The sequence below is a fragment of the Schaedlerella arabinosiphila genome, from assembly GCF_003885045.1.
Lineage (GTDB): Bacteria > Bacillota > Clostridia > Lachnospirales > Lachnospiraceae > Schaedlerella > Schaedlerella arabinosiphila.
The window spans coordinates 221293-238582 of record NZ_RHJS01000002.1 but is presented as its reverse complement, the minus strand read 5'-3'; the positions used below and the strand labels follow the sequence as shown (position 1 = coordinate 238582).

Sequence of the window (17290 nt, the reverse complement as noted above, 5' to 3'; positions counted from 1 at the left end):
GTCCCCGATATATACGGCAGACCCTATTGCCCCAATTCAAAGCCCGGCCGTCTGCTTATTGCAGCCTATCACTGACTTCCGCATCCGCTTTTAATCCTTTGATCCGAAATACAATTGCCGGAATATCAAAGAACATCCTGCACATATACCATGCTTCCTTCATTCCTCTGTGCATGCTCTGTCCTTCTGTTCTCGCATGCATGACTGCCGGAAGCTGCACCACCCGGAAGTTCAACAGCAGCATCTGGATGACCATATTTGCGTCCGGATATCTGTCATCAAAATGCCCCTCTTCTGAATAGTAAAAAAAAGCTTTCCTGCTCAGTCCCTGAAGACCTGTGGTAGGATCTGCGATTTTCCTTCCGGTCAATGCCCGGATGATCAGCCGGAACCATGCATATGCAAATCTCTTGAGCGGAATCACCCGGAACTCGGAGCTTCCTTCCATAAAACGGGAACCCAGCACAATATCAGGCGTACGCCCGTCCGCATCCCTTTCCCGCAGCTTCCGGTAAAGCAAAGGAACATTGCAGACATCATGCTGTCCGTCCGCATCCATCTGGATTACATACTTATATTGCTCTTTCACCGCATATCGATATCCCAACTGCAGAGAGCTGCCATACCCCATCCAGAATATGTTTGAAATCAATGCACATTCATGTTCTTTCGCAGCCTGGCCGGTTGCATCCGAAGACGCATCATCAATCACCAGGATATCCGCAATCTGCAAAACCTTCTGCTTCTCCAATTGCTCCAGTACTTTCCGAATATTCTTTTCTTCATTATGAGCCGGCATAATTACCAGCAGTTCTTTTTTCTCATTCATTTTTCTATGCCGACACATCCGTCTGCAAAGAACCTTTCATCATAATACGCTCATTCCTCGTGATCTTGTTTCGTCTTACTTCTAATATCCTTTTCCAATTCAGTCAAGATTCTGGCATTTTCCTGCTTCAGCAGCGATACTTCTATCGCAAGCTCCTGATTTTTTACTGTCAGCCGGGACAGTGTCAGACTGAATTGAGCCCCCGCCGCCAGACATACCATTCCAAATACGGCCGCTGCCCGCCCCGCTCCCGCAAAGCATTCTCGAATCCAGACTGACAGCGGCGTAATGATTCCCGCCAGCAAAAGCAGGATTCCCAAAATCCCCCACATCACGGTAAAATCCACTGTCAATTTCCTGACAGCACGAAACCAGAACGACGCCAGTATAATCAGGATACCCATGACTGCCAATGCAAGCCTCATCAAATCTGCCCCCCATCTTTAGAAGCCGCAAATCTAAAGCCTCTGCAGCCTGGAGTTTTCATTTCCTCACTGTCTCTTACAGACCATCTGCGCCTCGTCTTTTCTCTTCCTCTGCCTGATACACCATCCCCGCCGGCATTGATCCGTTTGCCCGTTTCAGCAGCGTCCCCTGGCAGAATATATGTGTATCCAGATTCTTTTCCACTCTACGCAGCCGCATATAAGCCACTGTCCACCCTGTAAAGGAACCCAGCACAACCCCAAGTCCATACCAGATCTCCGTCAGCATTTTCATTGCAAATATGCTTCCCAGCAAGGTCACTCCGAAAAAGCCAAGTGTCGTCAGCACCGCCCCCGTCAGATCATTGTAATAGTACAGGAACAGTATCGCCGCATACATCAAAAACAAGATAAAATACCCTGCTGCCAAACAAGGGTAGATCTGCATAATCGTACCGCCGAATCCGAACTGCGGCAGCAGCACGACACAGAGCAGATAGATTACTACGGAAATGATGAACTGTACCCGCATCAGGTTCATCAGCTCATTCCCCAGCTGTCGGAACATCCGCCGCTTATCGCTCTCAATATCGCTTCGCTTTCCGCCGATAACCGATTCCGAATAGAGCTTGTATTTATCATGGAAATGCATTTCCACATGGGTAACAAATATAATCGTAGCGGAAATATTTGTAAACATGGCAAGGCATGTCGCCATATCATAAGGCTGGTTGCAGACAAAGGTATCCACAAGCACCATCCTTCTGTCATCCGTCCAGAACACAAAATTGTGTACATACATCCCGAGAATATATAAAAAATTAGCCGCTACCAATTGCCACCAGATTTTAAAATATCTCAGTACAGGCAAAAACCGGTTGCTGTTCTTCTGAAAATATCTTTTTACAGCGGCAAACTCCAGTACCGCAGTCAGGAAGAAACCTGCCGTCAATGCAAAAAGCATGCTGTAGGAAATCTCCCATCCGCATCCAAACCGCAGGAACAGCGACAGAAAAAATGCCGCCGCCATCCCGATGATATAGAACAGGGAGATTCTCTCATAGTCCTTACAGATGGACAGATAGATCATGGAATAGAATACCAGGATCATAGAAATATAGGTGCAGAACCCGGTAAATACATAATACACCGCGACACCGCCCACAAAGTGCTCCCAAAGGCAGAACGGAACTCCCACCAGGCATGCAAGTATAAGTGTCATCAGCGCCCCCACATAATAGCAGGGCAGAATATCCTCGTAGCGTTCCTCATAGATCGCATCCTGCATATACTTTGATAAGACTGCGTTAAACGGCGAAACTGCCAGAAGCCCGAAGATAAACGTATACAGGATGGTACAGGAAAACAATTCCCTTGTCAGATACGGAACCGTCCGGAATCCAAGTATCCATCCCATCAGGAGTATATTCAAGATGATCACCAGCATCGGCGCTATCGTGATAATCAGGCTATAGGCGAATCCGAGCAAATCAGCCAGGATTGATTTCTTTTCAAATATGCGATTTAATTTTACTCCTACACCAGCCATGTCTTAACTCCTCCCGCTCTCCTTATCCGGCTCCTCTTCTATCTCAGCAGTATGTTTGCATGTTTCTTCCGCTGCCTTCCGGCCTGTATCTGCGCTGCCTTTTCCCGTTTCCCAGGCAATCTGCATACTATCCGCAAAATCTTTATAGATGGTCTCATATGTGTCCTGCAGCTGCGTCATCTGGAAACGTGACATCACTCTTTGGTATCCATTCTCGCCCATCTGAACCCGAAGCGGCTCGTTCCTTGCAAGTGCAATCATGGCATGTGCGGTTTCTTCTACATTCATAATACGCGTACTGATCCCTGCCGCTCCAAAATCGTCATGTTCTCCAAGTATCAGCCCCCGGCAGTTTCCTACGTTGGTAGCGATCACCGGCTTACGGGCCGAAAAGCTTTCCAGAATCACCAGCGGCTGTCCCTCGCTGATGCTTGTCAGCACGATCATATCCATCCTGCCGTAATATTCTTTCACATCCACATTGCCGGTAAATTCCACATCCGGTATGTCCATGATCTTTACCAGTTCAAAGCACTCCTGCGCATACTCGGAATCCTCTTCCCAGGAACCCATAACCCACAGCTTCAGCGCCGGTTCCCGTTCCTTTGCAAATCCGAACGCCTGCAGCAAAGTCATGACATCTTTCACCGGAGTGATGCGCAGCACTGCACCGATATTGATCTTCCCCTCATCTTCCTGTGTCCTGCCGGGAAGATTCTGAAATTCTTCCACCCTGACCCCGTTTGGTACGATCTTGGTCTTTTCAACCGGGCATCCCAGTTCGATCTGAAGCTCACGCGCGTGTTCATACAGACTTGTCACCATGTCGGCCCTGTCATATGCCAGCCCGGACATCTTGTAAAACTGTTCGATCCATATATTCTTATAGATCCCCCTGACCCATTTGGCCATAATCAGCTCTTCCTCCCGCTCCCGGGTATAGATGCCGTGTTCCGAGATCAAAAGCCTGCCCCCATAGATATGCTTTGCCATACTACCCAGCACTCCGGCATATCCGGTACAGATACAATGGTACAGATCCGCCTTCGGAAGTCCGGTTTTTAATATGGTAAACAGCGGCAGATAGATGGAGCGCATCATCCACAAAAAGTCCGTAAATACCATCTGGCTGTAATTCAGTTGATAAAATTCCGTCACCGCATCCAGAAAATCCTTTCCCATCAGCATTCCGTTCAGGGAAATATCTTTCTTCTGAAAAAACTCGAACAAGTTCTCCCATTCGATCTTCTGTCCCAGCAGAAGACTTCTCAGGGCCTGGTATTCCTTTTTGTTCATACGATGCTTATGCATCCTCTTTTTACCCCAGTCAACGTCATTCAGATATACTTCATGTACTTCCTTCACATTCGGAGGCAGTTCATATACATATTTCCCTCGCAGAGAGCGGTCTGCCACAATTGCCAGAATCACAAATTCCTGCTTTGGGAATGAAAGAATCAGACTGTGTATCCAACTGGACACTCCGCCCACCACATATGGATAACAACCCTCCGCTACAATACAGATTCTCATCTTTTTCCTTCCTCTTTTACTTCAATTCAATCATAATATCTGAAGCTTCCGCCTCGATCAGCCATACCTGATCTTCCAGTTTTGTGAAGCTTCCGCCGTCTATATGGGTAACCCTCTCGCCGTCCGCTCTCAAAACAAACCATGCCGGTGCCTCCGAACCTGTTAATTCCAGATGAATGCTGCCGCCCTCCCGGCTTTCCGTATAATCCAGCGCCAGAAAGCTTCGAATCCGATTGTCACATTCCGATACCGTTGTGCCGGAAAATCCTTTAAAATTCTTCCAGTAATATCCAACGTTCCCGCTAAATTCAGAGACCACCTTTTCCAGCGTATCATCTGCATCCTCCGGATACGCTACCCGGGTCATATCCATCCCCACACTGCTGTATCCCAATGCCGTCTGTACACTGCGCATCCGGAAGTCCTCCCGGTATGTATGCTTCGTACCGTCAGACAGAATGTCCTGTTTTGTGATATTCTCCGACTGGTATCCGATGATCTCGCTGTCCCCTTCATAATCCAATACCACGGTTCGCACAGACTGCAGCAGTTCCTCCTGCAGCGACGCTTCTGTCTCCTCCCCGGTCAGCCCGCCTGCATAGAAGGATGAGAACTGGAAGTCTGGAAGCTCTTTACTCATGATTCGCTGATCCTCTCTCAGCTTCTGCCGGATCTCTGTATCCGATATAGCCGTACCTGACAGTCCTGCCTCTCCCCCCTGTTCCTTCAGGCGTTTCATATAATACTGGAGCTCCTTTTTACTCGGAAACGTATCATCCTCATAGTCATACTCCGGAGCCAGCATACAGGAGAGTCCCAGTGTATTCTGCCGGTAGGCTGCTACTGCCGCCGGCCATGCAATATCCCGCATCATTCCAGACATAGGCTGCCCATACAGTTCTTCCATCTTCGCGGTATTCTCCGACGCGAACTCCGGATAATTGAGAATCACCATGTTCTGTGCATTCACCACCGGGTAAAGATCATAGTCTCTGCTTTCAGAGGACATTGCGGTCAAAAGTCCCAGCCCTGTCACATCCTCCATGTAACTGCCGTTTACCGCGAACACATAGGCCCTGTCAAAATGGTTCCGCCAGATGACAGCCGGATAATCTTCCTCCGTTTTCTGCAGTTCCTCCGTGATTCCGCGCATATAGACTTTTGCATTCTCCCCTACCGTATACCACGGCAGTACCAGTTCCAAATCCTGTCTCTTTTCATTTTCCTCCTGGTTCTCGGCCTGATACACTGCCTCTCCTCCCAGCAGGAAGCCTTCATGCAGGTAAATACCTTCCAATTGGATTTTCTCTGATTTTACTTTTTCAATGCCCAGAAGTTTCTGCAGCCGCACATTGTTCTTGATCACATCCGCATCCGGAAGACCGCAGAATACCAGGCTGATACCGGCATCCACATAGCCCTCCAGTTCTCTGTACAGGCTTCGCTGCCCCCAATTTACATCCTCCGGGCGGATCACCAGCATTTCCGGACGCAGAGACTCGTCTCCATGCTCCGCTTCTTCATATTCTTCCAGTGTCCCATAGTCTGCGAAACTGCGCTTTGTATATGAAGCCCATGTATTTACCACATTCCTCTCCATACTGTCTTCGGCTCCGATATATACCACACGTCTCCGCAAACCGTCCGGCATGTCTCCAAAACTGCCCGGCCTGCCTGTCATTCCGGTTCCGGCCTGATAAGCACTGTCCTCCCCCGGAAGTTCCTCTCTGTCCTGATAATAGGAATTTTCCTCGTAACCGTCCCAATTTTCCAGCGCAACGTTTGTAAACTGGAACAGGAAAAACACAACCAGCATAACCGTTGTGATTGCAAGATAGTTCCAACGCGATATCATTTCCCTCTCTCCTTAGCTGAAAATCCTGATCATTTCCAGCGTCTCATTATCAATGATGATATTTGAATTTTTCAAGACATTGAGCGTCTGGAAAAATGCTTCCCGGTTCTTTACTGTAAAGTACAGCTTTAACCTGCTGGTATATGTACACAGTTCGTCAGGATACTGTTCTTCCAGCCTCTGACACCACTTTTCCATTTTTTCATAGTCTCTGCTTTCCAGCAGCAGCAGGCAGAGGCTCTCACACCATTCTGCGGAAAGCTTCGAAGCATTCTTTTCATAAAGCCGCTCCATCGCCTCTTCCAACATCCTGATAAAGCGGTTTTGCTCCAGTTCCATGAATACCTTTTGTTTCAGAAAGTCATTCATATAGGCAGTCAGAGCTTCTTCATATTCCGTAGAGTCAGGCCCCTCTTCTTTCATCTGTCTGTACAGCTTGTGGACTCCCATCCGAAACTCATTCAGCTTATCGCTCAGGATGGACGCCGCGTAATGGGCGGATTCAGAATCTTCTGAATTCAGCGCCAATGCAACGGAAGATAAGGATTCATTCATATCTCCCTTAATAATATTCATCATTGCCATCCGCAGGTTCTTCTCATCACTTACCGCAAGCGCCTCTTCCACCGGAATCACGTTCCGTTCCCGTTCTTCATTTGCCTTTACCTGCGTCTTTACACGGCTCTTGTCAAAAATAACATCCTCCAGATTGACCTGGAATCTGAAAATAGTCATATAAAGCAGGTGTGTCATAAAAAAGAAAAGTGGAGCCACTACCGGGCACAGCAGCATGATCACAAATCGAACAATATATGTCTTTCTGCCGTCATACAAATATTCCTCATCTTCATTCTCTTTTTTCCGAATCGGCACCGCAATGAACATTCCGCACACAAGGTAGAGGACAGCCACCGCCAGATTGATCATAAGCATCCATATAAACATATGCTCTTCCCTTGTCAGTGTCATACTACGGCCTCCTTTAGCACGCTTTCATAGCCAAGTCTCCTGAAACGGTCCCGAACACCTTCCGCATTTTCCAGATCTGTATTGGATAACAGGATATAGAGCTTTCCGCCTTCCATTGTTCCCATATAATCGGTCTGGCGGATACTGCCGGCCAGCAGTGCCGATGCCTGTTCATATCCCTGATATCCTGTCACAATCTCCAGCAATGTACATTCTGTCAGCCCTTTGCTCTTAGCCTCAAGGAATGCTCTTACCAAAAGTGTAAACGCATCCTCATTCAGGACATTGGTTCCCTCCACATATCTCTGACCTTTCAGGGTATCCAGATAACGGCTTGCCCGCAGCGACGCATTCTGAATCAATGTGCCAATCACCTTCAGACGGTTTGCCTCTGCCAAAGTCATACGCTGCCATGGAATCCCCCATACCATCAGGATCAGCTGCATCTCGTCATCGCCGTATACAGCGCTTGCCATCAAAGGAAGATCTGCTTCCATGTTCTTATTGATGTAGACGCGTCCATTTTTCAATTCGGTGTACATATCCCCTGTTGCTGTATATTTTACAGAATTTCCAAGCTTCCGTGCCTCCGGGGAGGTTGCGGAAAACAATCTGGCATAATCCCTGTTCGCCACAATATACACTGCCACGTCCCGGCTGTCCATCAGTTCTGCCAGAACCTGGGCCGCATAGAAAAGCACCTCCTCAGTAGCATACTTTTCCAGACTGGACGTTATTTCATAGATTTTTCCCAGACTGTCCTTGTGATTCACAAGCTGGGCTTCAAAGCTCCGCTTCATCCTGACGTTGCTGTCATTGATCTCCGAGATATCTTCAATCCTTTCATAGAGGTATCCCAGTTCTTCCTCTTTGTCATCCTGGGTGTGGCGCAGACGGTCCCGGATATACCCCACGACCATTCCGACAATAAATAACTGTACCATCCACACATATGTATTGTAGTCCAGCAGCACTTCAAACTGTAAACGTCCGCCATCCAGCCGGAAGCAATAGCCCAATCCCGCAAGAAGTGCGGAAAAGATGGCCTGCTGCTGTCCGTACATCGCTGCAAACAACAGTACATACAGCAGATAAAAATCCAGCCTGCCAAAATACTGGCTGCCAGACGCCTGCATATAAAGCATCCGAAATACAAAGAAACAGATAAAGTTCTCTATGAATGGAAGCAGAGTTTTCACGGCTACTTTGGTATTGTGCCACAGTCTGCCTCCCCAGCCGCCTCCGGTATCCTCAGATTTTAGAAAGCTGTCGCTGTGCCGCTTCATAAACGATACAACCTGCTCCGCCCCTTCCGGATAGTGTGTGAAAATCCGCTGCCCGTATTCATTCTGGTATTTTTTCCCGTCCAGTATATGTCTGTATTTTTCCCCTACCGACTGGTCTGTAATCGAGATTCCGACTCCCATCTTTTCGATGATAATCTGGGCAAGCTCAATCTCTTTGATTTCCTCCATGGAGGAGATATGATAACAAGACTGCGCCGTTTTTTCCGCTGTCATCACCTTATAAACAAGTTCCACAGCATCATTCACAAACAGCATACTGAACGACTTTCTGCTGCTGGCTGAAATCCGTCCTCTTTTCAATGCTTCGAGACACATCTTAAAGCAGGGGTTATCTTCCTCCTGTCCCTTTTGCGGTATCCCATATACACGGTCCAGACGAAGGACCACTGTATCAACCCCCTGCATGTTCCGATAATTTCCGCATAAGTCCTCTCCCTGCGCCACTGCCAGAGCCTTGAATCCTTTCGGCGATACCTTCTCTGTCTCCGGAATATCATTCACATAAGATCCGCTGAACACTTCCTGCGAAGAAAGATAGATAAATCTCCCGCCCCCCAGCATGGAATACGCCGACAGAATATTGATCAAGGATGACGTATAACGGACCGACTCTGTCCTTCCATGATATTTCCAGTCAAAGTTCGGATCATAGGCCCCCATAAAAAGCACTACTTCCGGCCTTACACTTTCCATGACGTCCTTGACGCTTTCACTGTCATACAGGAAATCATATCTCTCAAAGACCCGTTTACGTGAAATCCCGCGTTCTCTGTCCTTCCCTTTCTGCCCCGTCAGCAGATAGATCCGGTGGTTGCTCTTATTCAACTTATCGATCATGACATCCATGACCTTGCTGGCTCCGCCAATTAATAATACATTCATTATTCTTTGCCATCCTCATCATAAATTGTCTTTATTGCTGATACACTGATTCTCCCATACATAAAAAACGGGTACCCCTGTAAGTCCTGACCTGGTTACCCTCTCTGTTTATTTCATTCATATATTCCCCCTCACATACTTGTATCTGCGTTTGAAGAAACACCGCTTCGGCGGATTGGCAAAATCCGCATTTTGTTACATATCTGTAATTCAGGCATCATTCTCTTTTAAAATTAAAAAGTCTTTTCACTTCCCCGCCGGAGGATCTCAGAGCAATTCTCAGGCGGAGCAGCACCGGCTGCCCGGTATACATTTCTTAAAATCTCTTCCGCCTTTTCCAGACTGAGCCTTGGTTCTGACTCTTTATTTTCACTCCATTTTCTGCCCGTCATCGTTCCGCCAACCTCCCTGGAAAGTAGAATTTCAGGCAGAAATCCTGACTGCCGCAAAGTGTCCTACTCTGCGATAATGATGAAAAAAATGTATGCCGGGCAGACCCCTTTACTGATTTACTGCTGTATCTGACTGTTCAGAAGAAAAGCAGTCCACAATTTTCAAACGTCTCATATTTTCCCTTTTGAGGTTTAAATTGGGATGCACATAGCGTTCCAATGTGACTGAGATACTTGCGTGTCCGAGAACCTCGCTCAGCGTTTTCACATCAAAGCCAACCTCTACGCACCGGGTCGCAAACGTATGCCGGAGGGTGTGAAAATGAATGTCCTGAATGTCGCATTCTTTTGTGTAGCTTTTCAGATATCTCTGCAGTTTCCGGGGTTCCATGCAGCTTTCTTTCCCTGTCAGTACAAAGCATTCCGGATTCCCGCGATAAAACTTCCTGCACAGCGCCGCAATATCCGGCATCAGAGGTATAGTCCTCCTGGATTTATCACTTTTGGGCGATCCGATCATCAACACGGTTTTTGAGTCGCCCTGAGCTCCAATATTTTTAATACGCTGGACGGTATTGCCGACATGAATCGTCTCGTCTGCAAATGAAATGTCCTTCCAGCGCAGCGCGCAGATTTCCCCGATCCGCATTCCGGTGCGGAGCGCCAGATACACCGCAAATTTTCCTGCATTCATCCCTTCTGCCAGATACAAGATAAGTTCGGATTCTTCCTGCTCAGTCAATACACGTATGGTCTTGGGAGACTCTCGGGGATAAATGACCTCGACATGAGAAAGTTCACCGTCAATCTGCCTGTTTATGTAAGAAAGAATGGAACGAACAAATGTCAGAATATCACGTACAGATTTGATGGATAGCTTCTTTTCATTCAGCAAATGCTGCGAAAAAGCAGAGATTTTTTCGGTAGTAATATCCTTTAAATACAGTTCTCCCAAATAAGGTTTGACGTGTTTTTCAATGCCGTTTTGATATTTCACGTAACTGGAAGTTTTTAATTGTGTGCTTCTCAGATCCAGCCAGCAGTCGCAGTAAGAGGAAAATTTTTCCTTATTGAGGACAGAATCCAGGTTCGCTTCGTTCAACAGCTTTGCCTTTGCCTCCGTCACCCTTGCTTTCGCTTCCACATAGGTTTTTCCGTAACAGAATCCATATTTGATCCTGCCGTCCTCCTCCCTGGATCTGATGTACCGCGCTTCCCAGCGCCCGTCCTTCCTCTTGAAAATATTTTCGCCTTTTGCCATGTAAGTACCTCCTATATTTCACTCTGTCCATAGTGCCAATAAAATCCAGAAGATTTTACATTATTATCATATAAGATAATGACTGTTTAACCGACTGCGAAAGGCTCAGTCTTTGCAAAAAAATGTTTCTTTTTTTTATTTTTTCTTTTTAGGCACATGTTAAATCCTGCTAATCTCATAGATTAGTATTGAAAATATGTACAAAACGTGTTAATATTTACTCAATATCAAGGGCGGAAATATGTCGCAGAGTAGGACACTCTGCGACATTTTCTTTACGGGGAAGAATGAGCATATAGATTCTTCCTTCCTGGCTTTTCCGGCCATATATTTCGTGTTAAGATAAATACAGGTGTGCGAGGCATCCAAAGAGAAAACAAAAAGGAGGATATCATGAACTATCAGATGACAAATGAGGATATCAACAGTTATAAAGAGTATCTCCGCCGCGAGGAACGCAGCGATGGGACAATCGAAAAATATCTGCGCGATATAAAGGCATTTTTTTCCTGGCTTGATAAGAGAGAAGTGAGCAGAGAAAATGCCGCCGGCTGGAAAGAATATCTGGCGGGCATGTCGTATGTCCCCGTTACGATCAATTCGATGCTTTCAGCTATAAACGGATTTTTCCGATTTATGGGCTGGGAAGAATGCCGGGTAAAATTTCTTCACATTCAGCGTAAAATGTTCCGGGAGCAGGCAAAAGAGCTGGACCGGAAAGAGTATATGAAGCTTCTGCACACCGCCCAGATGCAGGGAAAAAAGCGTCTGTGTCTGCTGATGGAAACAATCTGCAGCACAGGCATCCGCGTTTCAGAGGTACAATACATTACCGTAGAAGCTGTATGTAATGGACGAACGGATATCTCCCTGAAAGGAAAAATCCGGACAATCCTGCTGCCCGGTAAGCTTTGCCGAAAATTGAGGAAATATGCGCAAAAGCATGGTATTAAGAAGGGGCGGATTTTTATTGCAAAAAACGGAAACGCTTTGTCAAGAAATCAGATCTGGAAGGAAATGAAAGCGCTGTGCGCATCTGCCGGGGTGGAAGCCTCAAAGGTTTTTCCACACAATCTCCGGCATCTCTTCGCGGCAAGCTTTTATAACGCATGTAAAGATATCGTGCGCCTGGCGGATGTACTGGGGCACAGCAGTATAGACACAACCCGGATCTATCTAGTCACTACCGGCACGGAGCATGCCCGGCAGTTGGAAAGTCTGAGATTGATCAGTTAGAGTCCCTAAACAACGCAGCATTTCATGTTGTAGAGACAGCTTTATGGTTCGCACATTTTCACGGTGGTTTTTCGACACGATGCAATATATCAGAGTAAAAACGGACATATGCTTTGCTTATGTTCCTGTTTCTTTATACCCATCTTTGTGTTTCACAGTCTTTTTTTTCGGCTAAATCAGGTTATTCAATCCATGTTTTATGATTCAAACTTTATTTTTCTGCCGTATGGCGGATGTGTCCGCTAAAAGATGTTCTCCTGGCCCGCTTCTCAAACAAAATGCGGATTTTGTAATTCCGTCAAAGAGGAGGGACTATGCGAAAGAAAAACAAAAAAAATCAAGAAGTCAGCCCGGCTGACTCAGCGGCAGTTCAGGGAGGTACCAAAAAACGCCGAAAATGGGCGTTTTTATTCCTGCTCCTCGCTGCCGCCATATTGGTTCTGGGGGGACGCTATCTGCTTTCCGACGAGCTGGAGGTCACATTTTACCACCTGCACTCCCCCAAAATAAGAGGCTCGGAAAATACCCGCCTGGTGGTTCTGTCGGATCTGCATAACCATGAGTTTGGCAAAGGCAACTCAGAGCTGACAGAACAGATCAACGCCCTGATGCCAGACCTGATCGTGATCGCGGGAGACATGGTCAATTCAGACGACGACAATCTGGAGATCCTGATGAACCTGTGCGATGAGCTGCTCAAGATCGCCCCTGTCTACTATGGCCCCGGCAACCACGAAAGCCATCTGCTCTATGAAAAAGGGATTCCCCTTGAAGAGATGCTTGCTGAAAAAGGCGTCCACGTCCTGATCAATCGTGCCGAATCGGTCACAATCCACAAGACACCGTTCCTGATCGGCGGGCTGACCACGGCTCCGGAGGGATATGAGGAATACGGAGAGGAATTTATCAAAGAGTATGAAAAAAGCGAGGAATTTAAGCTGCTGATCTCCCACTACCCTACGCTCTACTATGAGCATCTGGCTGACACGGAGATAGACTTAGGAGTCTGCGGGCACTTCCACGGCGGGCTGGTACGCCTTCCCGTGATCGGCGGGCTCTTCCACGGAGATACCGGCCTTTTTCCAAAATACAGCGGCGGAATGTACCGGCTGACGGACAGTACCATCTTTGTTTCGAGAGGGATGGGCGGGCACAGTGGATTTCCCCGGATCAACAACAGACCCGAGCTGGCGGTCATCGACATCAACATCCGCAAGGAACCGGATGTTCCGCAGAAATAGTAAAGGAGTGAATACAATATGATTCTGTTAAGTATGGTAAAACCTGTTTTGATGCTGTGTATGCTTCTTCTGTACATATCTCTGGGCTGGCGTTTCCTGAGAGCGAAATCGAAGCTGCAGATCTCAGGGCTTAAAAACGGCGTTGGCTCCCTGGCCAAAAAGAAAAGACAGCTCGCTTTATTTGGAGCGCTCTTCTTTCTGCTTTACTTCATCGGACGCCTGCTGACTGAGCTCTGGACTCCCGGCATGCTGATGATCTTCAACTACGAGGAGGCGGCGCGGGGGCAGAACCCCAACGCCACCAGATTCAACGAATCCAATATCCTGTCCGAACACATCCTTGAAAAAGTCATTCAGCGCGGCAATTTGAAGATGAGTCCGGAGCAGTTGTCCGATTATCTGTCCATATCCACTCCCCTGGATTCGGAAAAACTGGATGTTTCCCAGGAATCCGATCTGAAAATTTCAACGGAATACTGGATTCACTGCTCGGAACGCGTATCCCTCCACCATACGAAGCCCCAGACGGTCCTGAACTTTCTGGCAGACGTATACCGGGAAGATTTTACCCTCAATTACGCGGAAAATGACAGTGTGCTGGATCTCTCCTTTGAGGATCTGGAGGGAATGGAATACCTGGACGTAAAGGATTATCTGCAGATGCAGGCCACAAAGGTCAGAGACTATCTCCCCGGCTACAGCAGCGAGAGCAGCAGCTTCCGTGCGGAGAAAGATCAGGAAACCTTCTCCTCCCTGTACCAGAAAATTGAAAATTACATCAATATCGAGCTGGAACGCTACGGAGCTTTTATTCTGGAGAAAGGTCTCTCCACAAACAAGGACACCTATCAGTCCCGGATGCAGTACGCAAACCACCTTTTGGAAAACACCCGCCTAAAGGAGATGGCGGCACATGACGTACGCATCGAAGCCATTGATATTTACGATGCGTTTATGACCCGTTTCGTTCTGATTCCTACCTACGATGTGGAACAGGAATTTTACATGTCCAGGACAAAGGTCGGCGTGGACTACTTCGCGGAGGAAGCAACGGAATTTCTGGCGGAGGCCACGAAGCTGGTCGAGGAAATGGAACACAACACCTACGCCTCCGCGCAGGTCGGAAAAAGCCAGGCTCCTTCCAATGCCTATGAGGAAGCAGACCGTCAGATCGACAGCCTGAAAAACGAACTGCTGAATCTGGCCGAGCAGAGCAGAACACTGTGTGATACCTATATTGCAGAAAAGCGGGACGGCTACATACAGGTATGCTTCAGCTCGCCGTCAGCCTCAGGCATCGCCGTTGACGCACTTCTGCTCACGCTCCTTTTTGTCATCGCACTGGGCGGGAATATGCTATTGGAGCCGTTCTGCCAGGACAGCGGCAAAGTCCGCACAGCCGGACATAGAACCTGGAGACTTGGCAGGAAAAACGGAAAAACAGAGAAGGGGGACGCGTCATGAAAGAACTAGATGTTTTTCGCTATTTAAAAAAATACCGTAAAGCGATCGCCGGGTTTTCCATTCTGGCAGGCATCGCTTTTTACCTGATCGCCCAGCTGTATATCCAGCAGTATACCGCGGTCACAGTGATTGAATATACCGGTTCCAGAGCTGCCGAAGGGCTCTCCCCGGATGATACCCCCATCGACCCGTCCGAGATCTACGCCACCAACCTGGTTTCCGATGCGATGCGGGCGCTTGGGATTGAGTTTTCAGAGGCAACCACGGATGACATCCGTATGAACATCCATGCGGAACCCATCATCACAGATGAAGATCTTCTGATCCAGCAGGCCAAGCTGGACAACGGGGAAGAGGATTATGAGTTCATACCGACCCGGTTTCTGGTCTCCTTCAACTGCGGCGTCAGAAACGGCAAGGAGTATCCGCGCAAGATCCTGAACCAGGTGCTGCAGGAATACGCCAGCTATTACGGAAAATCCCATGTCAACACCGGCCTGGCCGCAAACCCGGTCAGCGACATCTCCACAAAGGGCTACGATTATCTGGAAATGGCCGAGGTCATGGATGAAACCCTGGAAAGTATGACGGAGCATCTGGCCAACAAGGCAGAATGGGATATGGATTTTCGTTCCAGCAAAACCGGCCGCAGCTTCCAGGATCTGAAAAATGAATTTGAGTTTATCCAGGATGTAGAAGTCCGCGAGCTCCTTTCCGAGATTCTGGAAGGTAAGATCACAAAGGACTGCGGCCTGCTCCTGGACAAATATAAAAACAGGAACAATGACCTGGAGATTTCCAACAGCGCGGTGTCCTTTGAGGTGGAACGAATCCGCGGCATCATCTCCTCTTATGAAAACGCCATGGATGAGTTCAGCGCCACCAACACACCGGAGGCAGATCCGAATACCATCGACCAGACCCGGGAGAGCGCTCTGCGCAACTATGTGCTGCCCAACGTATACGACGACTGGAACCGGAAGTATGAGGAAGACGACTGGGAGCCCGTAGACCGGACGGCGGAATACGACCTGCTGATGATGCAGTATATCGAAGACCGCACCCTCTACGAGCAGAACCTGATCGACCGGGAATACAATAACTATATTCTGGATGTATTCACCGGCGCGCCCTCCAGCTCTCCTCAGGAGGTTCAGGATGAGATCCAGGCCAAGATCGAACGCCTGGCGGAAAAGATCAATAAGCTCCAGACGATTTACTATGAGACTAACGATGAATACAACGAATATCTGGGTGTACGGAACATTTCCATGCTTTCCAGCGTGCGGGTTACGGAACGTTTTCCGATCCTGATCTTCACCATCCTGATCGTTGTGATCTTCGGAGCCCTGGGCTGTGCCGGCGCGGCGCTTTTCGGCAGGGTCGAAGATTTTATCGAATACTATGCTTTCACAAACAAGGTGGACGGACTTCCCAACCGTGCGAAATGCGACCAGTTCATTACGGCCCGGGACCGCCGTCCGATACCGGAGAGCTTTGCCTGTATCGTATTTAAGCTGGCCAACCTGCAGGCGGAAAATGCCCGTCTGGGCCGCGAAGCCGGGGATCAGATCATCAAGGATTTCGTTGGAGTCCTGACTTCCGTATTCGTCCCCTCCGACAAGCTGTTTGTGGGCAATAACGGGGCCGGACAGTATCTGCTCTTCGCGGAAGCGCTGGAACGGGAGCAGGTGAACGCAGCCCTGACCCAGATCGGTCTCGTCATGGAGGAAAAGGCCGGGGAGCGCGGCTATCATATCGGACTGCAGAGCGGCTCCGCCTGTGCCGGCGAAGAACAATGCTATTATATCCGTGAACTGCTGTCTACCGCCATGAAGCGGGCCAACAGCACTCATGCAGGAGATGATCGGTTTTGAAAAATGAAAAATTAAAGCTCTGTTTCGCAGCATCATCCGGCGGCCATCTGGAAGAGCTCATGATGCTGCGGCCCCTTATGGGCCGGTACGACAGTTTCATCGTCACAGAGCGCACCCTGTACGAAGCGTCTGAGGAAGGAATCCGGTTTTACTATCTGCAGCAGGTCAACCGCCGGGAAAAAAGCTGTTTCCTGCGGCTGCTTGCAAATGCCTTCCTTTCCCTCAGGATATTGTCTGCGGAACAGCCGGATGTGGTCATAACCACCGGCGTTCTCGCAGTCATCCCGCTTTGCCTGCTGTCCAGAATATGGGGGGCAAAGCTTGTTTTTATCGAATCCTATGCCAATGTCCACAGTCCTACCAGGACAGGAAAATTTCTCTACCGGTTCGCGGACCGCTTCTATGTCCAATGGCCTGAGCTGTTGGAGTTCTATCCCGGCGCCGTGTATCTCGGAGGTATCTATTGAGGT

At 48.4% G+C, this 17290-nt stretch carries 14 protein-coding genes; 5 read left to right on the top strand and 9 right to left on the bottom strand.

Annotated elements, in window-relative coordinates; genetic code table 11:
• Nucleotides 1–55: 55 nt before the first annotated feature.
• The 9 genes from EBB54_RS01820 to EBB54_RS01785 form a co-directional block, all read right to left on the bottom strand.
• Nucleotides 56–829: a glycosyltransferase family 2 protein gene (locus tag EBB54_RS01820; RefSeq protein WP_125126104.1), complete on the bottom strand. Its 774-nt coding sequence runs from the start codon at nt 827–829 to the stop codon at nt 56–58.
• 50 nt (nt 830–879) lie between these two features.
• Nucleotides 880–1254 (bottom strand): hypothetical protein, encoded by a 375-nt coding sequence (locus tag EBB54_RS01815; RefSeq protein WP_125126103.1) that lies wholly within the window; start codon nt 1252–1254, stop codon nt 880–882.
• Between the two features lie 76 nt (nt 1255–1330).
• Nucleotides 1331–2803, bottom strand: a complete 1473-nt coding sequence (pelG, locus tag EBB54_RS01810) for an exopolysaccharide Pel transporter PelG (RefSeq protein WP_125126102.1) — start codon at nt 2801–2803, stop codon at nt 1331–1333.
• Nucleotides 2804–2806: 3 nt separating this feature from the next.
• Nucleotides 2807–4336, bottom strand: a complete 1530-nt coding sequence (pelF, locus tag EBB54_RS01805; RefSeq protein ID WP_125126101.1) for a GT4 family glycosyltransferase PelF — start codon at nt 4334–4336, stop codon at nt 2807–2809.
• A gap of 16 nt (nt 4337–4352) precedes the next feature.
• Nucleotides 4353–6191: a DUF2194 domain-containing protein gene (locus EBB54_RS01800; protein ID WP_125126100.1), complete on the bottom strand. Its 1839-nt coding sequence runs from the start codon at nt 6189–6191 to the stop codon at nt 4353–4355.
• A gap of 12 nt (nt 6192–6203) precedes the next feature.
• The gene (locus EBB54_RS01795) at nt 6204–7160 is read right to left on the bottom strand and encodes a hypothetical protein (protein WP_125126099.1); all 957 of its coding nucleotides are present in this window, start codon (nt 7158–7160) and stop codon (nt 6204–6206) included.
• Entirely contained in the window at nt 7157–9349 is a 2193-nt protein-coding gene (locus tag EBB54_RS01790) for an NAD-dependent epimerase/dehydratase family protein (protein ID WP_125126098.1), read from the bottom strand. Before EBB54_RS01790 ends, EBB54_RS01795 begins: the two co-directional genes overlap by 4 nt.
• Before the next feature lie 233 nt (nt 9350–9582).
• Nucleotides 9583–9741: a hypothetical protein gene (locus EBB54_RS30000; RefSeq protein ID WP_154677759.1), complete on the bottom strand. Its 159-nt coding sequence runs from the start codon at nt 9739–9741 to the stop codon at nt 9583–9585.
• A gap of 109 nt (nt 9742–9850) precedes the next feature.
• Complete coding sequence (locus EBB54_RS01785) at nt 9851–11002, bottom strand: tyrosine-type recombinase/integrase (protein WP_125126097.1); 1152 nt, start codon at nt 11000–11002, stop codon at nt 9851–9853.
• Nucleotides 11003–11395: 393 nt separating this feature from the next.
• Here EBB54_RS01785 and EBB54_RS01780 point away from each other — a divergent pair, with 393 nt between their 5' ends.
• The 5 genes from EBB54_RS01780 to pssD all read left to right on the top strand — a co-directional run bounded on the left by EBB54_RS01780 (nt 11396) and on the right by pssD (nt 17287).
• Nucleotides 11396–12238 (top strand): tyrosine-type recombinase/integrase, encoded by an 843-nt coding sequence (locus tag EBB54_RS01780; RefSeq protein ID WP_125126096.1) that lies wholly within the window; start codon nt 11396–11398, stop codon nt 12236–12238.
• Nucleotides 12239–12552: 314 nt separating this feature from the next.
• A complete protein-coding gene (locus EBB54_RS01775) occupies nt 12553–13479 on the top strand; it encodes a metallophosphoesterase (protein WP_125126095.1) in 927 nt (308 codons plus the stop codon).
• Between the two features lie 18 nt (nt 13480–13497).
• On the top strand, nt 13498–14943 hold the full coding sequence (locus EBB54_RS01770) for a YveK family protein (protein WP_125126094.1): 1446 nt from the start codon (nt 13498–13500) through the stop codon (nt 14941–14943).
• A complete protein-coding gene (locus EBB54_RS01765) occupies nt 14940–16820 on the top strand; it encodes a GGDEF domain-containing protein (protein WP_125126093.1) in 1881 nt (626 codons plus the stop codon). Before EBB54_RS01770 ends, EBB54_RS01765 begins: the two co-directional genes overlap by 4 nt.
• Complete coding sequence (gene pssD / locus EBB54_RS01760; protein WP_125126092.1) at nt 16817–17287, top strand: PssD/Cps14F family polysaccharide biosynthesis glycosyltransferase; 471 nt, start codon at nt 16817–16819, stop codon at nt 17285–17287. The genes EBB54_RS01765 and pssD overlap by 4 nt, the downstream gene beginning before the upstream one ends.
• The last annotated feature ends 3 nt before the right edge of the window (nt 17288–17290 follow it).

Coding starts and splice junctions, on each gene's coding strand:
- EBB54_RS01820 (WP_125126104.1), bottom strand. CDS start 829: ATGAATGAGAAAAAAGAACTGCTGGTAATTATGCCGGCTCATAATGAA.
- EBB54_RS01815 (WP_125126103.1), bottom strand. CDS start 1,254: ATGAGGCTTGCATTGGCAGTCATGGGTATCCTGATTATACTGGCGTCG.
- pelG (WP_125126102.1), bottom strand. CDS start 2,803: ATGGCTGGTGTAGGAGTAAAATTAAATCGCATATTTGAAAAGAAATCA.
- pelF (WP_125126101.1), bottom strand. CDS start 4,336: ATGAGAATCTGTATTGTAGCGGAGGGTTGTTATCCATATGTGGTGGGC.
- EBB54_RS01800 (WP_125126100.1), bottom strand. CDS start 6,191: ATGATATCGCGTTGGAACTATCTTGCAATCACAACGGTTATGCTGGTT.
- EBB54_RS01795 (WP_125126099.1), bottom strand. CDS start 7,160: ATGACACTGACAAGGGAAGAGCATATGTTTATATGGATGCTTATGATC.
- EBB54_RS01790 (WP_125126098.1), bottom strand. CDS start 9,349: ATGAATGTATTATTAATTGGCGGAGCCAGCAAGGTCATGGATGTCATG.
- EBB54_RS30000 (WP_154677759.1), bottom strand. CDS start 9,741: ATGACGGGCAGAAAATGGAGTGAAAATAAAGAGTCAGAACCAAGGCTC.
- EBB54_RS01785 (WP_125126097.1), bottom strand. CDS start 11,002: ATGGCAAAAGGCGAAAATATTTTCAAGAGGAAGGACGGGCGCTGGGAA.
- EBB54_RS01780 (WP_125126096.1), top strand. CDS start 11,396: ATGAACTATCAGATGACAAATGAGGATATCAACAGTTATAAAGAGTAT.
- EBB54_RS01775 (WP_125126095.1), top strand. CDS start 12,553: ATGCGAAAGAAAAACAAAAAAAATCAAGAAGTCAGCCCGGCTGACTCA.
- EBB54_RS01770 (WP_125126094.1), top strand. CDS start 13,498: ATGATTCTGTTAAGTATGGTAAAACCTGTTTTGATGCTGTGTATGCTT.
- EBB54_RS01765 (WP_125126093.1), top strand. CDS start 14,940: ATGAAAGAACTAGATGTTTTTCGCTATTTAAAAAAATACCGTAAAGCG.